Source organism: Devosia oryzisoli, assembly GCF_014837245.1.
Classification (GTDB): domain Bacteria; phylum Pseudomonadota; class Alphaproteobacteria; order Rhizobiales; family Devosiaceae; genus Devosia; species Devosia oryzisoli.
Map to the genome: position 1 here is coordinate 469,488 of NZ_JACYFU010000001.1, position 17,132 is coordinate 486,619.

A 17,132-nucleotide genomic window follows, 5' to 3' on the forward strand; every position below is an offset into this window, starting at 1 on the left:
TTCCAGCCACCGCCAGTGCGTGCCTCAGTACAGTCCGCCGACGATCACCGGCCGCTCTTCCTCCACCCGCACCGGATTGCGCAGCGGCAGGCCGAACTGGCTTTCCTCGATCTCGAAGACGTCGTCCGGACGCGTGGAGATGCCATCGGCAAAGCTCAGCGTGGCGGTGCCGAACATGTGCACATGCACATCGCCCGGCTGGCAGAACAGGTCGTATTTGAAGTGGTGGTATTCGAGGTTGGCGATGGTGTGGCTCATATTGTCCTCCCCTGAGAGGAAGGGCTTTTCCCACAGCACCTCGCCATCCCTGCGGATGCGGGACATGCCTTCGATATGGCCCGGCATGTCGCCGACCCGCAGCTCCGGCCCGAAGGAGCAGGCGCGCAGCTTGGAGTGTGCGAGGTAGAGGTAGTTGATCCGCTCCGTCACGTGGTCGGAGAACTCGTTGGCCAGCGCAAAGCCCAGGCGCCGGGGCTGGCCGTGCTTGTCGATCACGTAGATGCCGGCGATCTCGGGTTCCTCGCCCGCGTCCAGCGCAAAGGCCGGGGAAGGGATGGCATGGCCGGGGCGCACGACGGTGTGGCCGTTGCCCTTATAGAACCACTCCGGCTGCACGCCCCTTTCCCCTGCCGCCGGCTTGCCGCTCTCGAGGCCCATGCGAAACATCTTCATGGAGTCCGTGAGCTCTTCGGCTTTCTTTTCGCCGTTGGCCTTGTGCATGGCGTCGCGCGTGGCAGCCGAACCGAGATGGGTGAGGCCGGTGCCGGTCACCAGCAGGTGCGCCGGGTCGGGATGGTCGATAGGGGACAGCAGCCGTCCCTCGGCCGCCAGCTTCTGCTTGTCGACGCTGGCGCCAAGGCCATGGGCGTCGACCGCCCCGGAGAGACCGCCGATCCCCTGCATTGCTTCCTGCGCCAGTTCATAAACCGAGCGCACGCCGGTCACGATGCGGGTCTCGCCATCGCGCGTCACGCCAACGGCGCGATTGCCCTGGTCGTCATAGAACTGGATGAGATTCATGAGGCTGTCCTGGCTGTGTGGCCCTGAAGCGGGCGTTTGGCGCATAAAACGCAACGGCACGCAGCCTGTCCAGACAAAAATCATACTTTTGAGATCGCCGCGCCTGCGGTGCCGAATCTGAAGTTGTTCCCTTAGCGACTTCACTGGCGACGTTCTCATTTTGTCCCTTGACGTGATGGAAACAAAATGAGAACAAACAGGAACAGAAATTGCACATCAGGATCACGTCCCCTCTCGTTGCACCCGTTCCGAGAGCGTGAAATAAGGAGACCATCATGGCTGCTACGCCGCTTCGCGTTGTTGAGGGTGGATCGATGGATAAGGACAAGGCCCTCGCCGCGGCGCTGAGCCAGATCGAGCGCAATTTCGGCAAGGGCTCGATCATGCGCCTTGGCGAAAATTCCGCGATCGAGGTCGAATCGATCTCCACGGGTTCGTTGGGGCTGGATATTGCTCTGGGCATCGGCGGACTGCCCAAGGGCCGTATCGTTGAAATCTTCGGGCCGGAAAGCTCGGGCAAGACGACGCTGGCCCTGCATGTCATCGCCGAAGCACAGCGCAAGGGCGGCATCTGCGCCTTTGTCGACGCCGAACACGCCCTTGATCCGGTCTATGCCCGCAAGCTCGGCGTCAATGTCGATGACCTGCTGATTTCCCAGCCCGACGCGGGCGAGCAGGCGCTGGAAATCACCGATACCCTGGTGCGGTCCGGTGCCATCGATGTCCTGGTGGTCGATTCGGTCGCGGCCCTGACCCCGCGGGCGGAGCTCGAAGGCGAAATGGGCGATGCGTTGCCTGGTCTGCAGGCGCGCCTCATGAGCCAGGCCATGCGCAAGCTGACCTCCTCGATTTCCAAGTCCAAGTGTCTTGTCATCTTCATCAACCAGATCCGCATGAAGATCGGCGTGATGTACGGTTCGCCCGAGACCACCACCGGCGGCAACGCGCTGAAATTCTACGCCTCCGTACGCCTCGACATTCGCCGTATCGGCGCGTTGAAGGATCGCGAGGAGATCGTGGGCAACCAGACGCGCGTCAAGGTCGTCAAGAACAAGCTGGCGCCTCCGTTCCGCCAGGTCGAATTCGACATCATGTATGGCGAAGGCATCTCTAAGACCGGCGAGTTGCTGGACCTGGGCGTCAAGGCGGGGATCGTCGAAAAATCCGGCGCCTGGTTCTCCTGGGACAGCCAGCGGCTGGGGCAGGGGCGCGAAAATTCACGCCAGTTCCTCAAGGACAACCCGGAGATTGCCGCCACCATCGAACAGGGCGTGCGGGAAAGTGCCGGCCTGCTGGATGAAGTGCTGCTGGTCGCTGGCGGCGACGACGACAGCAGCAGCGACGAGTAAGACCTCCCGATCCCATGCAATTTCCCCCGCTTCGGCGGGGTTTTTTTCATGGCTGTGGCTGTTTTCGCGCCCGGGATGCAGGAGAGGGCGCCGCCACGGGCAGGCGCTGCCTTGACTAGTCTGGGGCCTCGGAGCGCCTTCGGCACGTCGATAGATCGTGCGGCTTTGGGGCGCGTTTCCTGCAGCAAATCACAGGCCCAGTCTGCCCGATCCTCGATCCGCCTTCGCTGGTAGATCGACCATCCCCGGCTCCTAGGAAGCGACGATTATTGGTGAGCGCGCGGGCTTGCCCGCCGGCATTGATTTGTCCGGCGGTACGACGCGGCAAATGCTGGACATTCCGGCGCTTGGCACGATAGAAAGTCGCGTTTTCCGTCAAGGGTGCGTCCGCGCCCGCTCCGCCATGAAAGCCTCTGCATGACCAGCGTAAACGATCTTCGCTCGAGCTTTGTCGGTTACTTTGCCCGCAATGGCCACGAAGCCGTGCCGTCCAGTCCTCTGGTGCCGCGCAACGATCCCACGCTGATGTTCACCAATGCCGGCATGGTGCAGTTCAAGAATGTCTTCACGGGCGTTGAAAAGCGCCCCTATTCCACGGCGACCACCGCGCAGAAGTGCGTGCGCGCGGGCGGCAAGCACAACGACCTCGACAATGTCGGGTTCACCGCGCGGCACCACACCTTCTTCGAGATGCTGGGCAATTTCTCCTTCGGCGATTACTTCAAGGATCGCGCCATCGAGCTTGCCTGGAACCTGCTCACCAAGGATTGGGGCCTGCCGCGCGACAAGCTCATGGTCACCGTCTACCAGGACGACGACGAGGCGCTCGAGCTCTGGAAGAAGATTGCCGGCCTTTCGGAAGATCGCATCGTGCGCCTCGGCGCCAAGTCGAACTTCTGGCAGATGGGCGACACCGGCCCCTGCGGTCCATGCTCGGAAATCTTCTATGATCATGGCGACAAGATCTGGGGCGGCCCTCCGGGTTCGCCCGAGGAAGATGGAGATCGCTGGATCGAGATCTGGAACCTCGTCTTCATGCAGTTCGAGCAGCACGCCGATGGCTCGCGGGACGGTCTGCCGCGCCCCTCGATCGATACCGGCATGGGGCTCGAGCGCATCGCCGCGGTCATGCAGGGCGTGCACGACAATTACGACATCGACCTCTTCAAGGCGCTGATCGGCGCGGCTGCCAACGTCACCAATGTGGATGTCAGCGGTTCGGGCAACCGCAGCCTGCGCGTCATCGCCGATCACCTGCGCTCCATGAGCTTCCTCATTGCCGAGGGCGTGCTGCCCTCCAATGAAGGCCGCGGCTACGTGCTGCGCCGCATCATGCGCCGGGCCATGCGGCACGCCACCCTTCTGGGGACGTCCGAGCCCGTCATCTACAAGCTGGTGCCCACGCTGGTACGCGAGATGGGCCAGGCTTATCCCGAGCTCAGCCGTGGCGAAGCAATGATCGCCGAAACCGTTCGCCTCGAGGAAGGTCGTTTCCTCAAGACACTCGGCCGGGGCCTGCAGATCCTCGAAGCCGAGACGGCCGAGATGGGCGAGGGCGCCACCCTCGCTGGCGAGACCGCATTCAAGCTCTACGACACCTATGGCTTCCCGCTCGATCTCACCCAGGACGCCCTGCGCGCACGCGGCATCACGGTCGACCAGGGCGGCTTCGATGCCGCCATGGCGCAGCAGAAGGCCGAGGCGCGCAAGAACTGGGCTGGTTCCGGGGAAGCCGCGACCGACACCGTGTGGTTCGGCCTCGCTGACGAGCTCGGCCCCACCGAATTCCTTGGCTACGAAACGGAATCGGCTGAAGGCGAGGTCAAGGCGCTGGTCGTCGAGGGCGCGCGTGCCGACGCCATCGCGGCGGGCGACGAAGGCTTCGTCGTCGTCAACCAGACGCCCTTCTATGGCGAAAGCGGCGGCCAGGTCGGCGATACCGGCACCATCCGCGGGGATGGCGTTGTGGCCGAAGTCCTCGACACGCAGAAGAACCACGGCGTCTTCGCCCATCGCATACGCGTGACCGAGGGGACGCTGCGGCGCGGGCAGGCGGTGGAACTGCTGGTCGACCACGCGCGCCGCTCGGCCATCCGCTCCAATCACTCCGCGACCCATCTGCTGCACGAGGCCCTGCGCATCGTGCTGGGCGACCACGTGGCTCAGAAAGGGTCAATGGTCTCGCCCGATCGCCTGCGCTTCGATTTCGTGCATACCAAGCCGATGACGTCGCAGGAGCTGGCCGAGGTGGAAGACATTGCCAACACTATCGTGCTCCAGAACAGCCCCGTGGAAACCCGGCTAATGGGCGTCGAGGAAGCCAAGGAGTCGGGGGCCCGCGCATTGTTCGGCGAGAAATACGGCGACGAAGTCCGTGTCGTGTCCATGGGCGAACCCACCGGCAATGGCCTTGGCTGGTCGGTCGAGCTCTGCGGCGGCACCCATGTGCGCCGCACTGGCGATATCGGCCTCGTCTCCGTAGTGGGCGAAAGTGCCGTGGCCGCCGGCGTCCGCCGCATTGAGGCGCTGACCGGCACTGCGGCCCGCCATCGCGGCAATGCCAACGCGGCCATCGTGTCCTCGGCCGCAGGCCTGCTGCGTTCCGGCACGCACGATGTGCTCGACCGCATCGAGGCGCTGCAAGACCAGCTCAAGAAGTCCGAGCGGGCCCTGGCCGAGGCGCGGCAGAAGCTGGCCATGGGCGGCGGCGCGGCTTCGGGCGGCTCGGCGGCCGAAACCATCAATGGCGTCACGTTCGCCGGCCGCGTCGTCGATGGGCTGCAGCCCAAGGACCTGCGCGGCCTCGTCGATCAGGCCAAGAAGCAGATCGGTTCGGGTATCGCCGTCATCATCGGCCGCAGCGACGACGGCAAGGCGGGCGTGGCCGTGGGCGTGACGGATGATCTGGTGGGCAAGTACTCCGCCGTCGACCTCGTGCGCGTCGGCTCGAGCGCGCTGGGCGGGCAGGGCGGCGGTGGCCGCCCCGACATGGCGCAGGCCGGCGGCCCCGATGGGGCGAAGGCCGATGACGCGCTGGCCGCGATCCGCGCGCTGATCTGAGGCCACAGGCAGCATCAGGAACAACGATCGCCCGGGTCCAACCCGGGCGATCTGCTTATTCGTCTATTCGCCGATGCGGAAGAAGAACACTCGCGGCTTCCAACGGATGGGCCGGCGCTCCGAGAGCACGTTGAGCAGGCCTGACCCCACCACCACGGCCATGCCGACTATGGCGATCCAATCCGGGTACTCGCCGAAAAAGGCGGCGCCGAAGACGATGGCCCAGATCAGCTGGCTGTACTGCACCGGCGCGATCAGGTTGGCCGGGGTGCGCTTGGCCGCGGCGATGATCAGCAATCCGCCCGCGCCGCCCGTCAGCCCGATGGCGAGGAAGATCAGCAATTGCATGGGCGTCGGCATGACGAAGCCGGGCAGCATCAGCACGCCATTGATGACGGCTGAATAGATCACCTGCAGCCCCACGAGGCTCACGCGCCGTTCCCGCGCTGCAACATGCCGCAGGATGATGGTGGTGATGGCGGCAAAGAACACGCTGATCATGATGGCGACGTGCCCCGGCTCCACCGCGCGCAGCCCCGGCCGGATCACCAGCACCACGCCGAGGAAGCTGACCAGCAGCAGCAGCCAGCGCTGCAGCGCCACCTGCTCCTTGAGCACGAGGACGGAGAGCGCGGTCACCATCACCGGAGTCAGAAATCCGATGGCATAGACGTCGGCAAAGGCCACGTGCGTAAAGGCATACATCACGAGCGCCGTACTGCTGATGGCGGTGACACAGCGCAGGTGCACCAGCCAGGGGTGCTGCAGCTTGTACATGTCGCGCCAGCGCTCATCGCGCTTAGTGAGCATGGTCGGGATGATGGAAAAGCTGGTGGTGAAGAACGCGATCTCGAAAACCGACATGGAGGAGCCGGTCGCCTTGATCAGGGCGTCGCCGATCGAGAAGGCGGCATAGCCCAAAAAGGCCAGAATGACGCCAACGGGCATCGCAATACCATCGATGAAGGGAGGACTACGTCCGGGAGAAGGCTACCATACAAGCGCGTGCGGGCGTCGTCATCGGTATTTCGCCCCGCCTACAGGAAAAAGGGCCGGAGCATTGCTCCGGCCCTTTGATGGGTCCGTGGCCCGCTGGCTTATGCCATGGCCTTCTGCAGGTTCTGGTCGATGGCGTCGAGGAAGCCAATGGTGGTGAGCCAGGGCTGGTCCGGACCCACCAGCAAGGCCAGGTCCTTGGTCATCTTGCCTTCTTCGATGGTGTCGACCGTGACCTTTTCCAGCGTCGCGGCGAACTTGGCCAGCGCGTCATTGCCATCGAGCTTGGCGCGGTGGGCAAGGCCGCGGGTCCAGGCGAAGATGGAGGCGGTCGAGTTGGTCGAGGTTTCCTTGCCCTGCTGGTGCTGGCGGTAATGCCGGGTCACGGTGCCGTGGGCGGCCTCGGCTTCCACGGTCTGCCCATCGGGCGTCATCAGCACCGAGGTCATCAGGCCCAGCGAGCCAAAACCCTGGGCCACCGTGTCCGATTGCACGTCGCCGTCATAGTTCTTGCACGCCCAGACATAGCCGCCGGACCACTTCAGGGCCGCCGCGACCATATCGTCGATCAGGCGATGCTCGTACCAGATCTTCTTGGCTTCGTACTTTTCCTTGAACTCGGCTTCGTAGATCTCCTGGAAGATGTCCTTGAAGCGACCGTCATAGACCTTGAGGATCGTGTTCTTGGTCGAGAGATAGCACGGCACGCCGCGGTTGAGCGCATAGTTGAGCGATGCGCGGGCAAAATCGGCGATGGAATCATCGAGGTTGTACATGCCCATGGCGACACCGGCGCCCGGCGCGTCGAACACGTCGTGCTCGATCACGGTGCCGTCCTCGCCGACGAACTTCATGGTCAGCTTGCCCTTGCCGGGGAACTTGAAGTCGGTGGCGCGATACTGGTCGCCAAAGGCGTGGCGGCCAACGATGATGGGCTGCGTCCAGCCGGGCACCAGGCGGGGCACGTTCTTGCAGATGATGGGTTCGCGGAAGATCACGCCGCCGAGGATGTTGCGGATGGTGCCGTTGGGCGAACGCCACATCTTCTTGAGGCCGAACTCTTCGACGCGCGCTTCGTCAGGCGTGATGGTAGCGCACTTGATGCCGACACCATACTTCTTGATGGCGTTGGCCGAATCCACCGTTACCTGGTCGTTGGTGGCGTCGCGATTCTCCACCGAGAGGTCGTAATACTCGATCGGCAGGTCGAGATAGGGCGTGATGAGCTTGTCCTTGATGGCCTGCCAGATGATGCGGGTCATCTCATCGCCGTCGAGGTCGACGACCGGGTTGGCGACTTTGATTTTGCTCATCGATGAACTCCCTTGGGTGAGCGGATTTCGGCCGTTTGCCGTTCGGGGGCCCGTATAGCATCGCCACCCGAAAGCGCAAAGTCGCGCGCGAGCAAGGGGCCATGCCCGTCCTGGCCGTGTTCCGGCGCCCGCTATTTCGCGGGCAAAGTCGCGACAAACGCCAAGGCTCGGGCAATCCACGCCCGCAGATCGTCGTCGTCCTCGATGGCGTTACCGCTCAGCACGACGAAGCCGCTCATGCTGCGCCCGCCCATATCCATGATGGAGGCACCCGGGACGGCGAGAGCGTCTTCCATTCCCGCCTTGCCAACCCGCACCAGCAGAGACCCATCCTTGGCCAGTGCCAGGAGCATGTTCCCTGCAGTCATGAAGGCAAGGCCGCCGAACATCCGTTTTTCCGTGCCGTGCACGCCGGGCGGAAGAAGAGAGCGGATGCGCGCCGCCAAGGCATCCACGGTCATGTTCATCGCGTTTCGTCCACGCGATAGGCGTCGTGCCGGGGCAATACTTCGTGAACCAAGTCCCACGCGGGTTGCGTGACAGCAAAGATCAACTGGCTGGGATCAAACCAGTTGTTTTGTCCCGCCAGCAGTCCGACCGGAACAATACACAAGCTGGGGGCTCTCGAGGACTTAGCATAGACCGTCGTGCTGCACTCGGGACAGAAGTGGCGCGTGAAGGTTGCGCCCGAATCTGCTGGTCGAGAATAGCTTTTAGTGGTTCCTGTGCTTAGGAGAGCTTCCGTGGGCACCAGTATGACTGAACTATGGCCGCCTCCGGACGTCTTCTGGCAATGTAAACAACTGCACTGAAACATCGACGTGACATGGCCCCTGAGCGCGACCGTCACTGCCCCGCATTCGCAGGTCGCCACAACATCAATCGAGCGGTGGTCTTTCGGTCCCATCCGGGAAAGCTGGCACGGCGCCGGACGGAGGGCAAGCGGGCCTTGCCAAGTCGCGTGGAAGGCTTGAAACTGCGGCTCCTCGCGAGGGTCCCCAATGGCCGTCTTTCCGCACTATCCGCTGCTGACCGCGCGGCTGCGGCTCAGGCCATTCACGCGCGGCGACGTTGACGCCGTCTACGCCTATCGGGGACGGGAGGATGTCGCACGATATCTGTTTGATCCGCCCCTGAGCCGAAATGAATGTGCCATGGCGATTCAGCAGCGCATTAATCAGGTGGCGCTTGAGGCTGAGGGGGATCGTCTCATCTTGGCGGTTGACGTCGGAGCTACCGGGCAACTGGCAGGCGAGGTGTCGCTGATATGGCGATCTGAGGAAGCACGACAGGGCGAGATGGGATGGATCTTCCACCCTGATTTCCAAGGTAAGGGTTTTGCGTCCGAGGCGGCAGCAGCGCTTCTCAACATTGCTTTCGATCAAGCCGACCTACACCGTGTATTCGCTCGATGCGATGCGGCGAACGCAGCGTCCTGGCGCCTGATGGAGCGGTTGGGCATGCGCCGCGAAGCGCATTTCCGCGAGCATGGCCTGTTCAAGGGCGCTTGGGATGAGGAATTCTACTATGCCATCCTGCGCCGCGAATGGATGGCTCAGCGTCATTCCATCCTGCCGCAATAATGGAACAGATGCTCCGCAGTGCGGCAAGATTTTCGCTTTTGCGAGAGGAACTTCGGTAAGCAGGCGACGTTGTCGGTGCGGAGGTGGGTCCAGCCACCTTGCGGAGGGATCGCACCAGAAATGTCTAAACCGTTGGCGTTGCCTTTGGATACCGCCCACCTCGTCTTGAGGCCCTTCGAGAGGCGTGACCTCGATGGGGTTTCCCACTACCACACCTTACCCAACGTACAACGATATGTGGAGCGTTCCACCCGCCATCCTGACGATGTCGCTGCGGCCGTCGAACTGATGCGCAGCCATGTATCGCTTCAGCGTCCTGGCGACACGCTTTCGCTGGCCATGGTGCGCAAGGGCGATGAGCAATTGGTGGGCCATGTGACGCTCACCTGGGCTGACGCGACCGCGAGCCAAGGTGAAGTCCGTTTCGTCATTGATCCGGCCTACTCGGGGAAGGGCTACCTCAGCCAGGCCATTACGGCCATGCTGAACCTGGGCTTTGACCATTTCCAACTACATCGCATCTTCGTGCGGTGCGATGGGCGCTGCCACCATTCCATCAAGCTGTTGCAGAAGCTCGGTTTGCGCCTGGAGGCGCACTATCGCGAGCATGCTCTCTTTCAGGGCGAATGGGACGAGGAACTGCATTTCGCGATGCTTGACCGGGAATGGCGGCCAAGCACCAAGGTTCTCGAGATGCCGCGACGCGACCGCGTCGCCTGATTTGCCCCGATCTGCCAATTGGGCTATGTCGCCTCCGGATTCCACGGAAAAGCGACATGGCCGGCACCGATAGTTCCCAACCTCTTTCGCTAGCACCGTCTCCGGCCATCATTCTCGTCGAGCCACAACTTGGTGAGAACATTGGCGCGGCTGCCCGCGCCATGGCGAATTTCGGGCTGGCGGACATGCGACTGGTGCGTCCGCGGGATGGATGGCCCAACGAGAAGGCCGTGGCTGCCGCGTCGCGCGCCGACCATGTGCTGGAGCGGGTCAAGGTTTTCGGGTCGCTTGAGGCTGCGATCGCCGACTTGACCTTGGTTTATGCCACCACGGCGCGGTCCCGCGATATGCAGAAGGAAGTTCTGGGGCCCGAGGAGGCGTCGGCCAACATGGCATCGCACATTGCGGCCCAGAAGTCCGTGGGGCTGCTATTCGGACGCGAACGCTGGGGTCTGCTCAATGACGAAGTGGCCCTCGCGGATGCGATTGTCACCTTGCCGGTGGAGCCGGCCTTCGCCTCTCTCAACATTGCACAGGCCGTTCTGCTGATGTCCTACGAATGGCGGCGAACACGCGAGGAGGGCAGGGCGCTCCCCTTTACCGATGGGCTGGATGAGGCTGCGCCGCGTGAGCAGTTGGTGGGCCTTTTCGAGCATCTTGAAGGTGTCCTGGATCATACCGGGTTTTTCACCACGCCCGACAAGCGGCCCAGTATGGTCAACAACCTTCGCACGGCTCTGACGCGGGGACGCTTCACGGCCCAGGAGATCCGCACGTTGCGCGGGGTCATCTCCTCGATCGATCGTCGTCACGAGCGTCCGAACCCGAATCGGCAAAAGCCGGCCGACGGGGCAGACGGCAAAGACTAGCGAAAAACGGACGGTTTGCTGCCGATCCGCCTTTGACGGTTTGCGCGGCGCGTGGCATCGCTGATTAATCATGCAACCCGCCTCTTCCGCCGAGCCCCAACGGCTCGCCTTCAAATATATCGGCTTTCGCTTCTTCTGGCTGACGACACTGCTCGTCGGGTTTGCGGTGCAGATCATGTCCGTCTCCATCGCCTGGCAGATTTTTGCGGTCACCGGCGACTATTTCCTCCTCGGCCTCGTCGGGCTCTGCCTGTTCACCCCGGCGCTGCTGCTGATGCTGGTGACGGGTCTTGCGGCCGACCGTTTCAATCGGCGCGGCATCATGGCCATCTGCCTCGTGGTCGAGTTGCTGTGCTGCCTAGGCTTCCTGACGCTAGTCGAAGCCGAGGCGCACCAGGTCTGGCCGATCTTCGCCATCCTCGTGGTGCTGGGCACGGCGCGGGCCTTCTGGAGCCCGGCTGCGCAGTCGCTCGCTCCAAATTTGGTGCCGCCGGAGGCCCTCTCCAATGCCATCACGGTCAATGCGTCGGCCTGGCAGTTCGCGTCCATAATGGGGCCCTCCGCCGGCGGCGTCCTCTATGCCATCAGTCCTATCGCTGCCTTCGGCACCGGCGCCGTGCTGCTGCTGCTGGCCTCGGTCTTCGTGCTCCTGATCCCCAAGCCGCAGCAGACCCGCTCGGCGCATGCGACAAGCCTCCAGACCATTTTCGGCGGCTTCCGCTATATCCTCTCCAACAAGGTGGTGCTTGGCGCCATTTCGCTCGATATGTTCGCCGTGCTGATGGGCGGCGCCGTGGCGCTGCTGCCCGCCTTCACCGAGGAAATCCTCAAAGGCGGGCCGATGGAATTCGGCATCCTGCGCGCGGCTCCGGGCATTGGTGCCCTCATCATGGCCGTCACCCTGACGCGCTTTCCCATCCGCAAGCATGCGGGCAAGACGCTGTTCGTGTTCGTTGCGCTGTTCGGGCTGTTCACCGTCGTCTTCGGCGTGTCGACCAGTGTCTGGCTCTCCATTGCCGCGCTGATGCTGGTGGGTGCGGCGGACATGGTCAGTGTCACCATCCGCGAAACCATCATGCAGCTGTGGACACCCGAAGAGGTGCGCGGCCGCGTCAACGCCGTCAATTCGGTGTTCATCGGCGCGTCCAACGAACTGGGCGAGTTCCGCGCCGGCACCGTGGCCCACTTCATCGGCCCCGTGGGGGCGGTGGTGATCGGCGGCGCTGGTGCGATGATTGTCGCCGGCCTCTGGAGCCGCATCTTCCCGCAGCTGCGCCAGCAGGACGGGCTGGACAAGAAGATGGCCTGAACTTGTCATCAACTTGACTATCGCCAAGACGGCACGCCCTGGGCGCATCAAAGCTCGTCGGGCATCGCCAACCAGGGGCCGGGCAGGTCCCTGGATCGGTGCGTGTTGACGAGGAGGCTAAATTGCGACGAACACGTCTGGCTATTGCTGGCGTTGCGCTGGGAATGATGGCGAGCACGTCCATTGCCCAAGACACCGGGATCGGTTCCGATGCGTACACGGCCGCCTGCGCCGTCTGTCACGGATCGAACGGAAAAGGTGGCGGCGAATTCGCTGATATCCTGACGGTAAAGCCACCCGATCTGACGATGCTGAAGGCCAAGAACGACGGCGTTTTCCCTTATCTCGATGTGTTCCAGATCGTGGATGGCCGTACGAGCATTCGCGCTCACGGTACCTCTGCAATGCCGATCTGGGGTAATACGTTCAAGCAGGAGGTCGGGGACTTTGCCGGACCCTTCGGGTCGGAACTCCTTGTGCGTGCCAGGACCACAGCCCTGGTGGACTATATCGAGTCGATCCAGCAGTGATCCGCGAAGGGCGCGCGCCCTTGCGTGCCCTTCGTCCTTGACTCGCCGGCGCGTGCCCTCTATGACGCGCCCACCTATTCCGGCCTCCGGGCCCATAGGCGCACCCGGGATTCTCTGTTGGGAGTCTGTCGGTCCTGGTGAAAGTCAGGGCAGAGGAGGGCGCGATCCGTTCAACTCATGAAAAGGATACGCGATGTCGAAGCGTCATTCAGTCAAGCACAAGATCGACCGCCGCCTTGGCGAAAATATCTGGGGTCGTCCGAAGTCCCCGCTCAACAGCCGCGCCTACGGCCCCGGCCAGCATGGCCAGCGCCGCAAGGGCAAGCTGAGCGACTACGGTATCCAGCTGCGCGCCAAGCAGAAGCTCAAGGGCTACTATGGTTCGGTTACCGAGAAGGCCTTCAAGCGCCTCTACACCGAAGCCGCCCGCGTCAAGGGCGACACCGGCGAGAATCTGATCGGCCTGCTCGAGTCGCGTCTCGACGCCATCGTCTACCGCGCCAAGTTCGTCCCGACCGTGTTCGCTGCCCGCCAGTTCGTGTCCCATGGCCACATCATGGTCAACGGCAAGCGCGTCAATATTCCGTCCTACCAGGTCAAGGTCGGCGACAAGGTCGAAGTGCGTGAGCGCTCCAAGCAGCTCACCGTCGTCCTCGAAGCCAACCAGCTGGCCGAGCGCGATGTGCCGGACTACATCGAAGTAGACCACAACAAGCAGACCGCGACCTATGTCCGCGTTCCGGCCCTGTCGGACGTGCCGTACCCGGTCCAGATGGAACCGAACCTGGTCGTCGAATTCTACTCGCGCTGATCCGCGACACAGCAGTGCAAAGGGCCGCTCCTCGGAGCGGCCCTTTTTGTTTGCGCCGGCGAACCCGGCAGTGACGTTATTTCTCAGCCTATACCCTTATCCCGGTCACCGCCTCCGCCAGAAGACAGAGGGGGCGAAGGCGTGTCGCCTGCGCCCCCTCTAGGGTAGCGATCGAGTGTAGGGCGCGGCCGCCCAGGCCGATGGCCTCAGCCGCGCACCTCGCTCAGGCTGACATTGATCGGTTCCTGGTCCTTGGGAATAAAGCTCTCGAAAATCCTCAGGCGCAGGTAAACAGACTGGAGTTCCACGATGGTCGTCCAGGCGCGCGCGAAGAACTGGAACGAAGAAGAAACCTGACCAAAAGCAAGCTGCACCTGCTGGTAGACACCCATGGTCAACGCGCCGGCAAGAATTGTCGGCGCCATGGTGAGGAGAGGAACATAGCCCACCAGATTTAGATAGCCATACCGGGCCAGATTGAAGTAGGTGTAGTGAAAATACAGGCGGAAATAGTTGCGCTGCACGCCGGCGAACAATTCCCTGACAGTAGGAGGGTTGGCCCGGTCGGCATAGTCCTCGCCGAATACCAGCTCCTTGCGATACGCCGCTTCTACTCGCTGGTTGGCAAAGTTAAGCCCTGGCAGTTTGATGCCGACGACGGCCAGGAGGATCGTGCCAACGATAGCGGTAATCAGTGCCACCCAAACGAGGCTGCCGGGGACGTCACCAATGATCGGCAGCTGCGTTACCGTGCTCGACAACTGCCAGAGCAGGGGCAGGAATACGACCAGCGTGATGAGCGATCCGAAGAAGGCGGTGCCCAAATCCTCCACGATGGAGGCGAAGCGCATGGTGTCTTCTTGAACACGCTGCGCCGCACCCTCGGTTTGGCGGATCGCCGGCCAGTAGCTCATGTAGTAGAAGTTCATCGCCTTGCGCCAACGGAACACGTAGTGCGAGGTGAAGAAGGCCAGCATCACCGAGACCAGGATGGTGGGCATCAGCACGATGAGCAGCGTGAACACCTCGCCATAGAATCGCTCCGGGCTGACGGAGCGCGGCTGGGTCAGCGCGAGTTGGATCATGTCGAAGAACACGCCCGACCACTCGTTGACGAAGGCCTCCACCTGCACCTGGAAATAGATGATGAGCAGGATGCCGGTTGAGCCAACGACGCTCCACCAGTACCATTCGTTGCGCTTGTAGAAATACCAGAACACGCAGAACAGCACCGAGATCATCAGCACATACTGGTAGAGCCAGACGCGGTCGGCGTTGAGGAAGTTGCCCACCGACGACTCCTGCGCACCCGCTGCGGCGGCCTGCTGCGAGGGGCTCGCGGTGCTTTCGGTGGTGGCCGGGGCATTGGGGTTGGTCTGCTCCGCTCCCGCGGCCGGCGCTGCCGCCACGCCGTCGTCGGCCGTCGTCGGCTGGTCGGCCACGGGCGCCGCGGTAATGGCCGCTGTGTGGGTGAAGCGGTCGATGCCGATCGCGGCCCGGATCGGTTCGCCGACGGTGAACCAGATGAGCACGGTGGCCAGCAGCCACAGCGCCGCCGAGGAAAAGAAGAGTTTGGGAGCGGGAAAGAAGGATCGGAACACCGGGAGACTCCAGGGTGTCGAAAGGATGGGTCATCTAACGGAGCGTTTGGGCAGAAAACAAGGACGGGAAGTTAAGCTTTGGTAAGGTTCACTTGTCCCCGCTCGCCCTTTCCCTCCGCGCCGATGAGCGGTATCAGCTACGCACGCCTTCAAACGAGAGTTTCGCCATGACAGCGGTGATGGAAACCCCGATCCCGCCCGAGGATGCCGACAGCGGTGCGCACCCCATCTTTGCCCACGCGCCCCGCTCGGTCGAGTTCAACAAGCTGCGCAAGCGGCTCATCCGGAATACCCGCGAAGCTCTGGAAAAATTCGCCATGGTGCGTCCCGGCGAGAAGTGGCTGATTGCCCTTTCGGGAGGCAAGGACAGCTATGGGCTTCTCGCCCTGCTGCTCGATCTCAAGTGGCGCGGCCTGCTGCCGGTGGAACTGCTTGCCTGCAATCTCGATCAGGGACAGCCGAACTTTCCCAAGCACATCCTGCCCGAGTTCTTGGAAGGCCTCGGCCTGCCACACCGCATCGAATACCAGGACACCTATTCCATCGTCACCGACAAGCTGCCGCAGGGGGCCACCTATTGCTCGCTCTGCTCCCGGCTGCGGCGTGGCAATCTCTATCGCATCGCGCGCGAAGAGGGCTGCACTGCGCTGGTGCTCGGCCACCACCGCGACGACAGCCTCGAAACCTTCTTCATGAACCTGTTCCACGGCGGCAAGCTGGCGGCCATGCCGCCCAAGCTCGTCAACGACGAGGGCGATCTCGAAGTGTTGCGCCCGTTGATCTACTGCGCCGAGGAAGACCTGCAGCGTTTTTCGGACGCCATGGCCTTTCCGATCATCCCCTGCGACCTCTGTGGATCGCAGGACGGCCTCCAGCGCAATGTCATGAAGGACATGCTGACCGACATGGAAAAGCGCATGCCCGGACGCAAGGACGTGATGATCCGCGCCCTGGGCAACATCAATCCCTCGCACATGCTCGACCCGCGCCTGTTCGACTTCGCGGGCCTTTCCACCCAGCACAAGGACCACACTGCATGAATATCGATCGCCTGGCCGGCATTCTTCGTCAGGCCGCCAAGGACGAGATCATGCCGCGCTTCCGGCGGCTCGATGACGGCGACATCCGCACCAAGACCAACGCCTTTGATCTGGTCACCGAGGCCGACACCAATGCCGAGCGGGTCATCACCGCGGCCATCAACGAATGGTCGCCCGATGCCATCGTGATCGGCGAGGAAGCGGTATCGGCCAACCCGAAGCTGCTGGACGCCGACTTCGAGGATCGAGTCGTCATCTATGTCGATCCTGTTGATGGCACTGCCAATTTTGCCGGTGGCCTGCCGCTCTTTGCCGTCATGGCGGCGGTGGTGCAGAACGGCGAGACGGTCGCCGGGGTCATTTATGATCCGCTGGGCGACGACACGCTGATGGCCGAGCGCGGCTGCGGCGCCTTCCAGGTCTTCCCCGATGGACGGACCGTGCGCCAGAGCTTTGCCGACCCGGTGGCTTTGGAAGAAATGGGCGGCCTTGCGTCTTGCTCCTACCTGCCCGATGCCGTTCGCGGCACGGTGATGGGCAATCTGTCGCGCGTGAAGATGTGGGCCAATTATCGCTGCGCCGGGCACGAATACCGGTTCGCTGCGGCCGGCAATGTCCACTTCCTCATGTACAACAAGCTGATGCCCTGGGATCACGTTGCCGGCGCCCTGATCATGCAGGAGGCCGGGGCGCATGTCGCCAGGTTCGACGGTTCGCCCTACCGCCACACCGATCGCGGCGGCGGCCTGCTTGTCGCATCCAACAAGGACAGCTGGCAGGCGCTGCGGGACAACGTCTTTACCGTCTGAGGCCGGTCGATCCGGCCACGGCTCGTTCGTCGGTTCGGTATCGGGGCCGATCAGCGGTCCGGGGAGAGCACGATGTCCTTTCAGGCCTATCTCGATGCCGCCGAACTCAAGGCGGGGAAGAC

16 protein-coding genes are annotated in these 17,132 nt (G+C 62.9%); 10 read left to right on the forward strand and 6 right to left on the reverse strand.

Features of this window, described 5'->3' with window-relative positions; all coding sequences use genetic code 11:
* Positions 1–24: 24 nt before the first annotated feature.
* The gene (gene araD1 / locus IC608_RS02310; protein WP_191772412.1) at positions 25–1,020 is read right to left on the reverse strand and encodes an AraD1 family protein; all 996 of its coding nucleotides are present in this window, start codon (positions 1,018–1,020) and stop codon (positions 25–27) included.
* Between the two features lie 275 nt (positions 1,021–1,295).
* Between araD1 and recA the strand changes: the two genes are divergently transcribed.
* Positions 1,296–2,369 (forward strand): recombinase RecA, encoded by a 1,074-nt coding sequence (recA, locus tag IC608_RS02315; RefSeq protein WP_191772413.1) that lies wholly within the window; start codon positions 1,296–1,298, stop codon positions 2,367–2,369.
* A 417-nt stretch (positions 2,370–2,786) separates the two neighbouring features.
* Positions 2,787–5,429 (forward strand): alanine--tRNA ligase, encoded by a 2,643-nt coding sequence (gene alaS, locus IC608_RS02320; RefSeq protein WP_191772414.1) that lies wholly within the window; start codon positions 2,787–2,789, stop codon positions 5,427–5,429.
* Positions 5,430–5,492: 63 nt separating this feature from the next.
* On the opposite strand, the gene IC608_RS02325 is transcribed toward alaS, so the two are convergent.
* From IC608_RS02325 to IC608_RS18545, 4 genes are all read right to left on the reverse strand, one after another.
* A complete protein-coding gene (locus tag IC608_RS02325) occupies positions 5,493–6,377 on the reverse strand; it encodes a DMT family transporter (RefSeq protein ID WP_191772415.1) in 885 nt (294 codons plus the stop codon).
* A gap of 149 nt (positions 6,378–6,526) precedes the next feature.
* Positions 6,527–7,738, reverse strand: coding sequence for an NADP-dependent isocitrate dehydrogenase (locus IC608_RS02330; RefSeq protein ID WP_191772416.1), 1,212 nt, complete (start codon positions 7,736–7,738; stop codon positions 6,527–6,529).
* 131 nt (positions 7,739–7,869) lie between these two features.
* The gene (locus tag IC608_RS02335; protein ID WP_248306149.1) at positions 7,870–8,205 is read right to left on the reverse strand and encodes a TfoX/Sxy family protein; all 336 of its coding nucleotides are present in this window, start codon (positions 8,203–8,205) and stop codon (positions 7,870–7,872) included.
* On the reverse strand, positions 8,202–8,645 hold the full coding sequence (locus IC608_RS18545; RefSeq protein ID WP_428054041.1) for a GFA family protein: 444 nt from the start codon (positions 8,643–8,645) through the stop codon (positions 8,202–8,204). The genes IC608_RS02335 and IC608_RS18545 overlap by 4 nt, the downstream gene beginning before the upstream one ends.
* A 94-nt stretch (positions 8,646–8,739) precedes the next feature.
* Here IC608_RS18545 and IC608_RS02345 point away from each other — a divergent pair, with 94 nt between their 5' ends.
* From IC608_RS02345 to rpsD, 6 genes are all read left to right on the forward strand, one after another.
* Complete coding sequence (locus IC608_RS02345) at positions 8,740–9,321, forward strand: GNAT family N-acetyltransferase (protein WP_191772418.1); 582 nt, start codon at positions 8,740–8,742, stop codon at positions 9,319–9,321.
* Between the two features lie 120 nt (positions 9,322–9,441).
* Positions 9,442–10,041, forward strand: coding sequence for a GNAT family N-acetyltransferase (locus IC608_RS02350; protein WP_191772419.1), 600 nt, complete (start codon positions 9,442–9,444; stop codon positions 10,039–10,041).
* A 56-nt stretch (positions 10,042–10,097) separates the two neighbouring features.
* Complete coding sequence (locus IC608_RS02355; RefSeq protein WP_191772420.1) at positions 10,098–10,910, forward strand: RNA methyltransferase; 813 nt, start codon at positions 10,098–10,100, stop codon at positions 10,908–10,910.
* Between the two features lie 70 nt (positions 10,911–10,980).
* Entirely contained in the window at positions 10,981–12,219 is a 1,239-nt protein-coding gene (locus tag IC608_RS02360) for an MFS transporter (RefSeq protein WP_191772421.1), read from the forward strand.
* 122 nt (positions 12,220–12,341) lie between these two features.
* Positions 12,342–12,749 carry a c-type cytochrome gene (locus IC608_RS02365; RefSeq protein ID WP_191772422.1) on the forward strand — a complete coding sequence of 136 codons (408 nt, stop codon included), beginning with the start codon at positions 12,342–12,344 and terminating at the stop codon, positions 12,747–12,749.
* A gap of 193 nt (positions 12,750–12,942) precedes the next feature.
* Positions 12,943–13,560 (forward strand): 30S ribosomal protein S4, encoded by a 618-nt coding sequence (rpsD, locus tag IC608_RS02370; RefSeq protein ID WP_191772423.1) that lies wholly within the window; start codon positions 12,943–12,945, stop codon positions 13,558–13,560.
* Positions 13,561–13,766: 206 nt separating this feature from the next.
* Here rpsD and IC608_RS02375 read toward each other — a convergent pair whose 3' ends face one another.
* Positions 13,767–15,161 (reverse strand): SbmA/BacA-like family transporter, encoded by a 1,395-nt coding sequence (locus tag IC608_RS02375; protein WP_191772424.1) that lies wholly within the window; start codon positions 15,159–15,161, stop codon positions 13,767–13,769.
* Between the two features lie 167 nt (positions 15,162–15,328).
* On the opposite strand from IC608_RS02375, the gene ttcA reads away from it, so the two are divergent.
* Both ttcA and IC608_RS02385 read left to right on the forward strand, forming a co-directional pair.
* Entirely contained in the window at positions 15,329–16,201 is an 873-nt protein-coding gene (gene ttcA, locus IC608_RS02380; protein WP_191772425.1) for a tRNA 2-thiocytidine(32) synthetase TtcA, read from the forward strand.
* Complete coding sequence (locus IC608_RS02385) at positions 16,198–17,010, forward strand: inositol monophosphatase family protein (protein ID WP_191772426.1); 813 nt, start codon at positions 16,198–16,200, stop codon at positions 17,008–17,010. Before ttcA ends, IC608_RS02385 begins: the two co-directional genes overlap by 4 nt.
* Positions 17,011–17,132 lie beyond the last annotated feature (122 nt).

Coding starts and splice junctions, on each gene's coding strand:
- rpsD (WP_191772423.1), top strand. CDS start 12,943: ATGTCGAAGCGTCATTCAGTCAAGCACAAGATCGACCGCCGCCTTGGC.
- araD1 (WP_191772412.1), bottom strand. CDS start 1,020: ATGAATCTCATCCAGTTCTATGACGACCAGGGCAATCGCGCCGTTGGC.
- IC608_RS18545 (WP_428054041.1), bottom strand. CDS start 8,645: ATGGGACCGAAAGACCACCGCTCGATTGATGTTGTGGCGACCTGCGAA.
- IC608_RS02345 (WP_191772418.1), top strand. CDS start 8,740: ATGGCCGTCTTTCCGCACTATCCGCTGCTGACCGCGCGGCTGCGGCTC.
- IC608_RS02350 (WP_191772419.1), top strand. CDS start 9,442: ATGTCTAAACCGTTGGCGTTGCCTTTGGATACCGCCCACCTCGTCTTG.
- IC608_RS02360 (WP_191772421.1), top strand. CDS start 10,981: ATGCAACCCGCCTCTTCCGCCGAGCCCCAACGGCTCGCCTTCAAATAT.
- IC608_RS02330 (WP_191772416.1), bottom strand. CDS start 7,738: ATGAGCAAAATCAAAGTCGCCAACCCGGTCGTCGACCTCGACGGCGAT.
- IC608_RS02355 (WP_191772420.1), top strand. CDS start 10,098: ATGGCCGGCACCGATAGTTCCCAACCTCTTTCGCTAGCACCGTCTCCG.
- ttcA (WP_191772425.1), top strand. CDS start 15,329: ATGACAGCGGTGATGGAAACCCCGATCCCGCCCGAGGATGCCGACAGC.
- IC608_RS02335 (WP_248306149.1), bottom strand. CDS start 8,205: ATGAACATGACCGTGGATGCCTTGGCGGCGCGCATCCGCTCTCTTCTT.
- alaS (WP_191772414.1), top strand. CDS start 2,787: ATGACCAGCGTAAACGATCTTCGCTCGAGCTTTGTCGGTTACTTTGCC.
- IC608_RS02385 (WP_191772426.1), top strand. CDS start 16,198: ATGAATATCGATCGCCTGGCCGGCATTCTTCGTCAGGCCGCCAAGGAC.
- IC608_RS02325 (WP_191772415.1), bottom strand. CDS start 6,377: ATGCCCGTTGGCGTCATTCTGGCCTTTTTGGGCTATGCCGCCTTCTCG.
- recA (WP_191772413.1), top strand. CDS start 1,296: ATGGCTGCTACGCCGCTTCGCGTTGTTGAGGGTGGATCGATGGATAAG.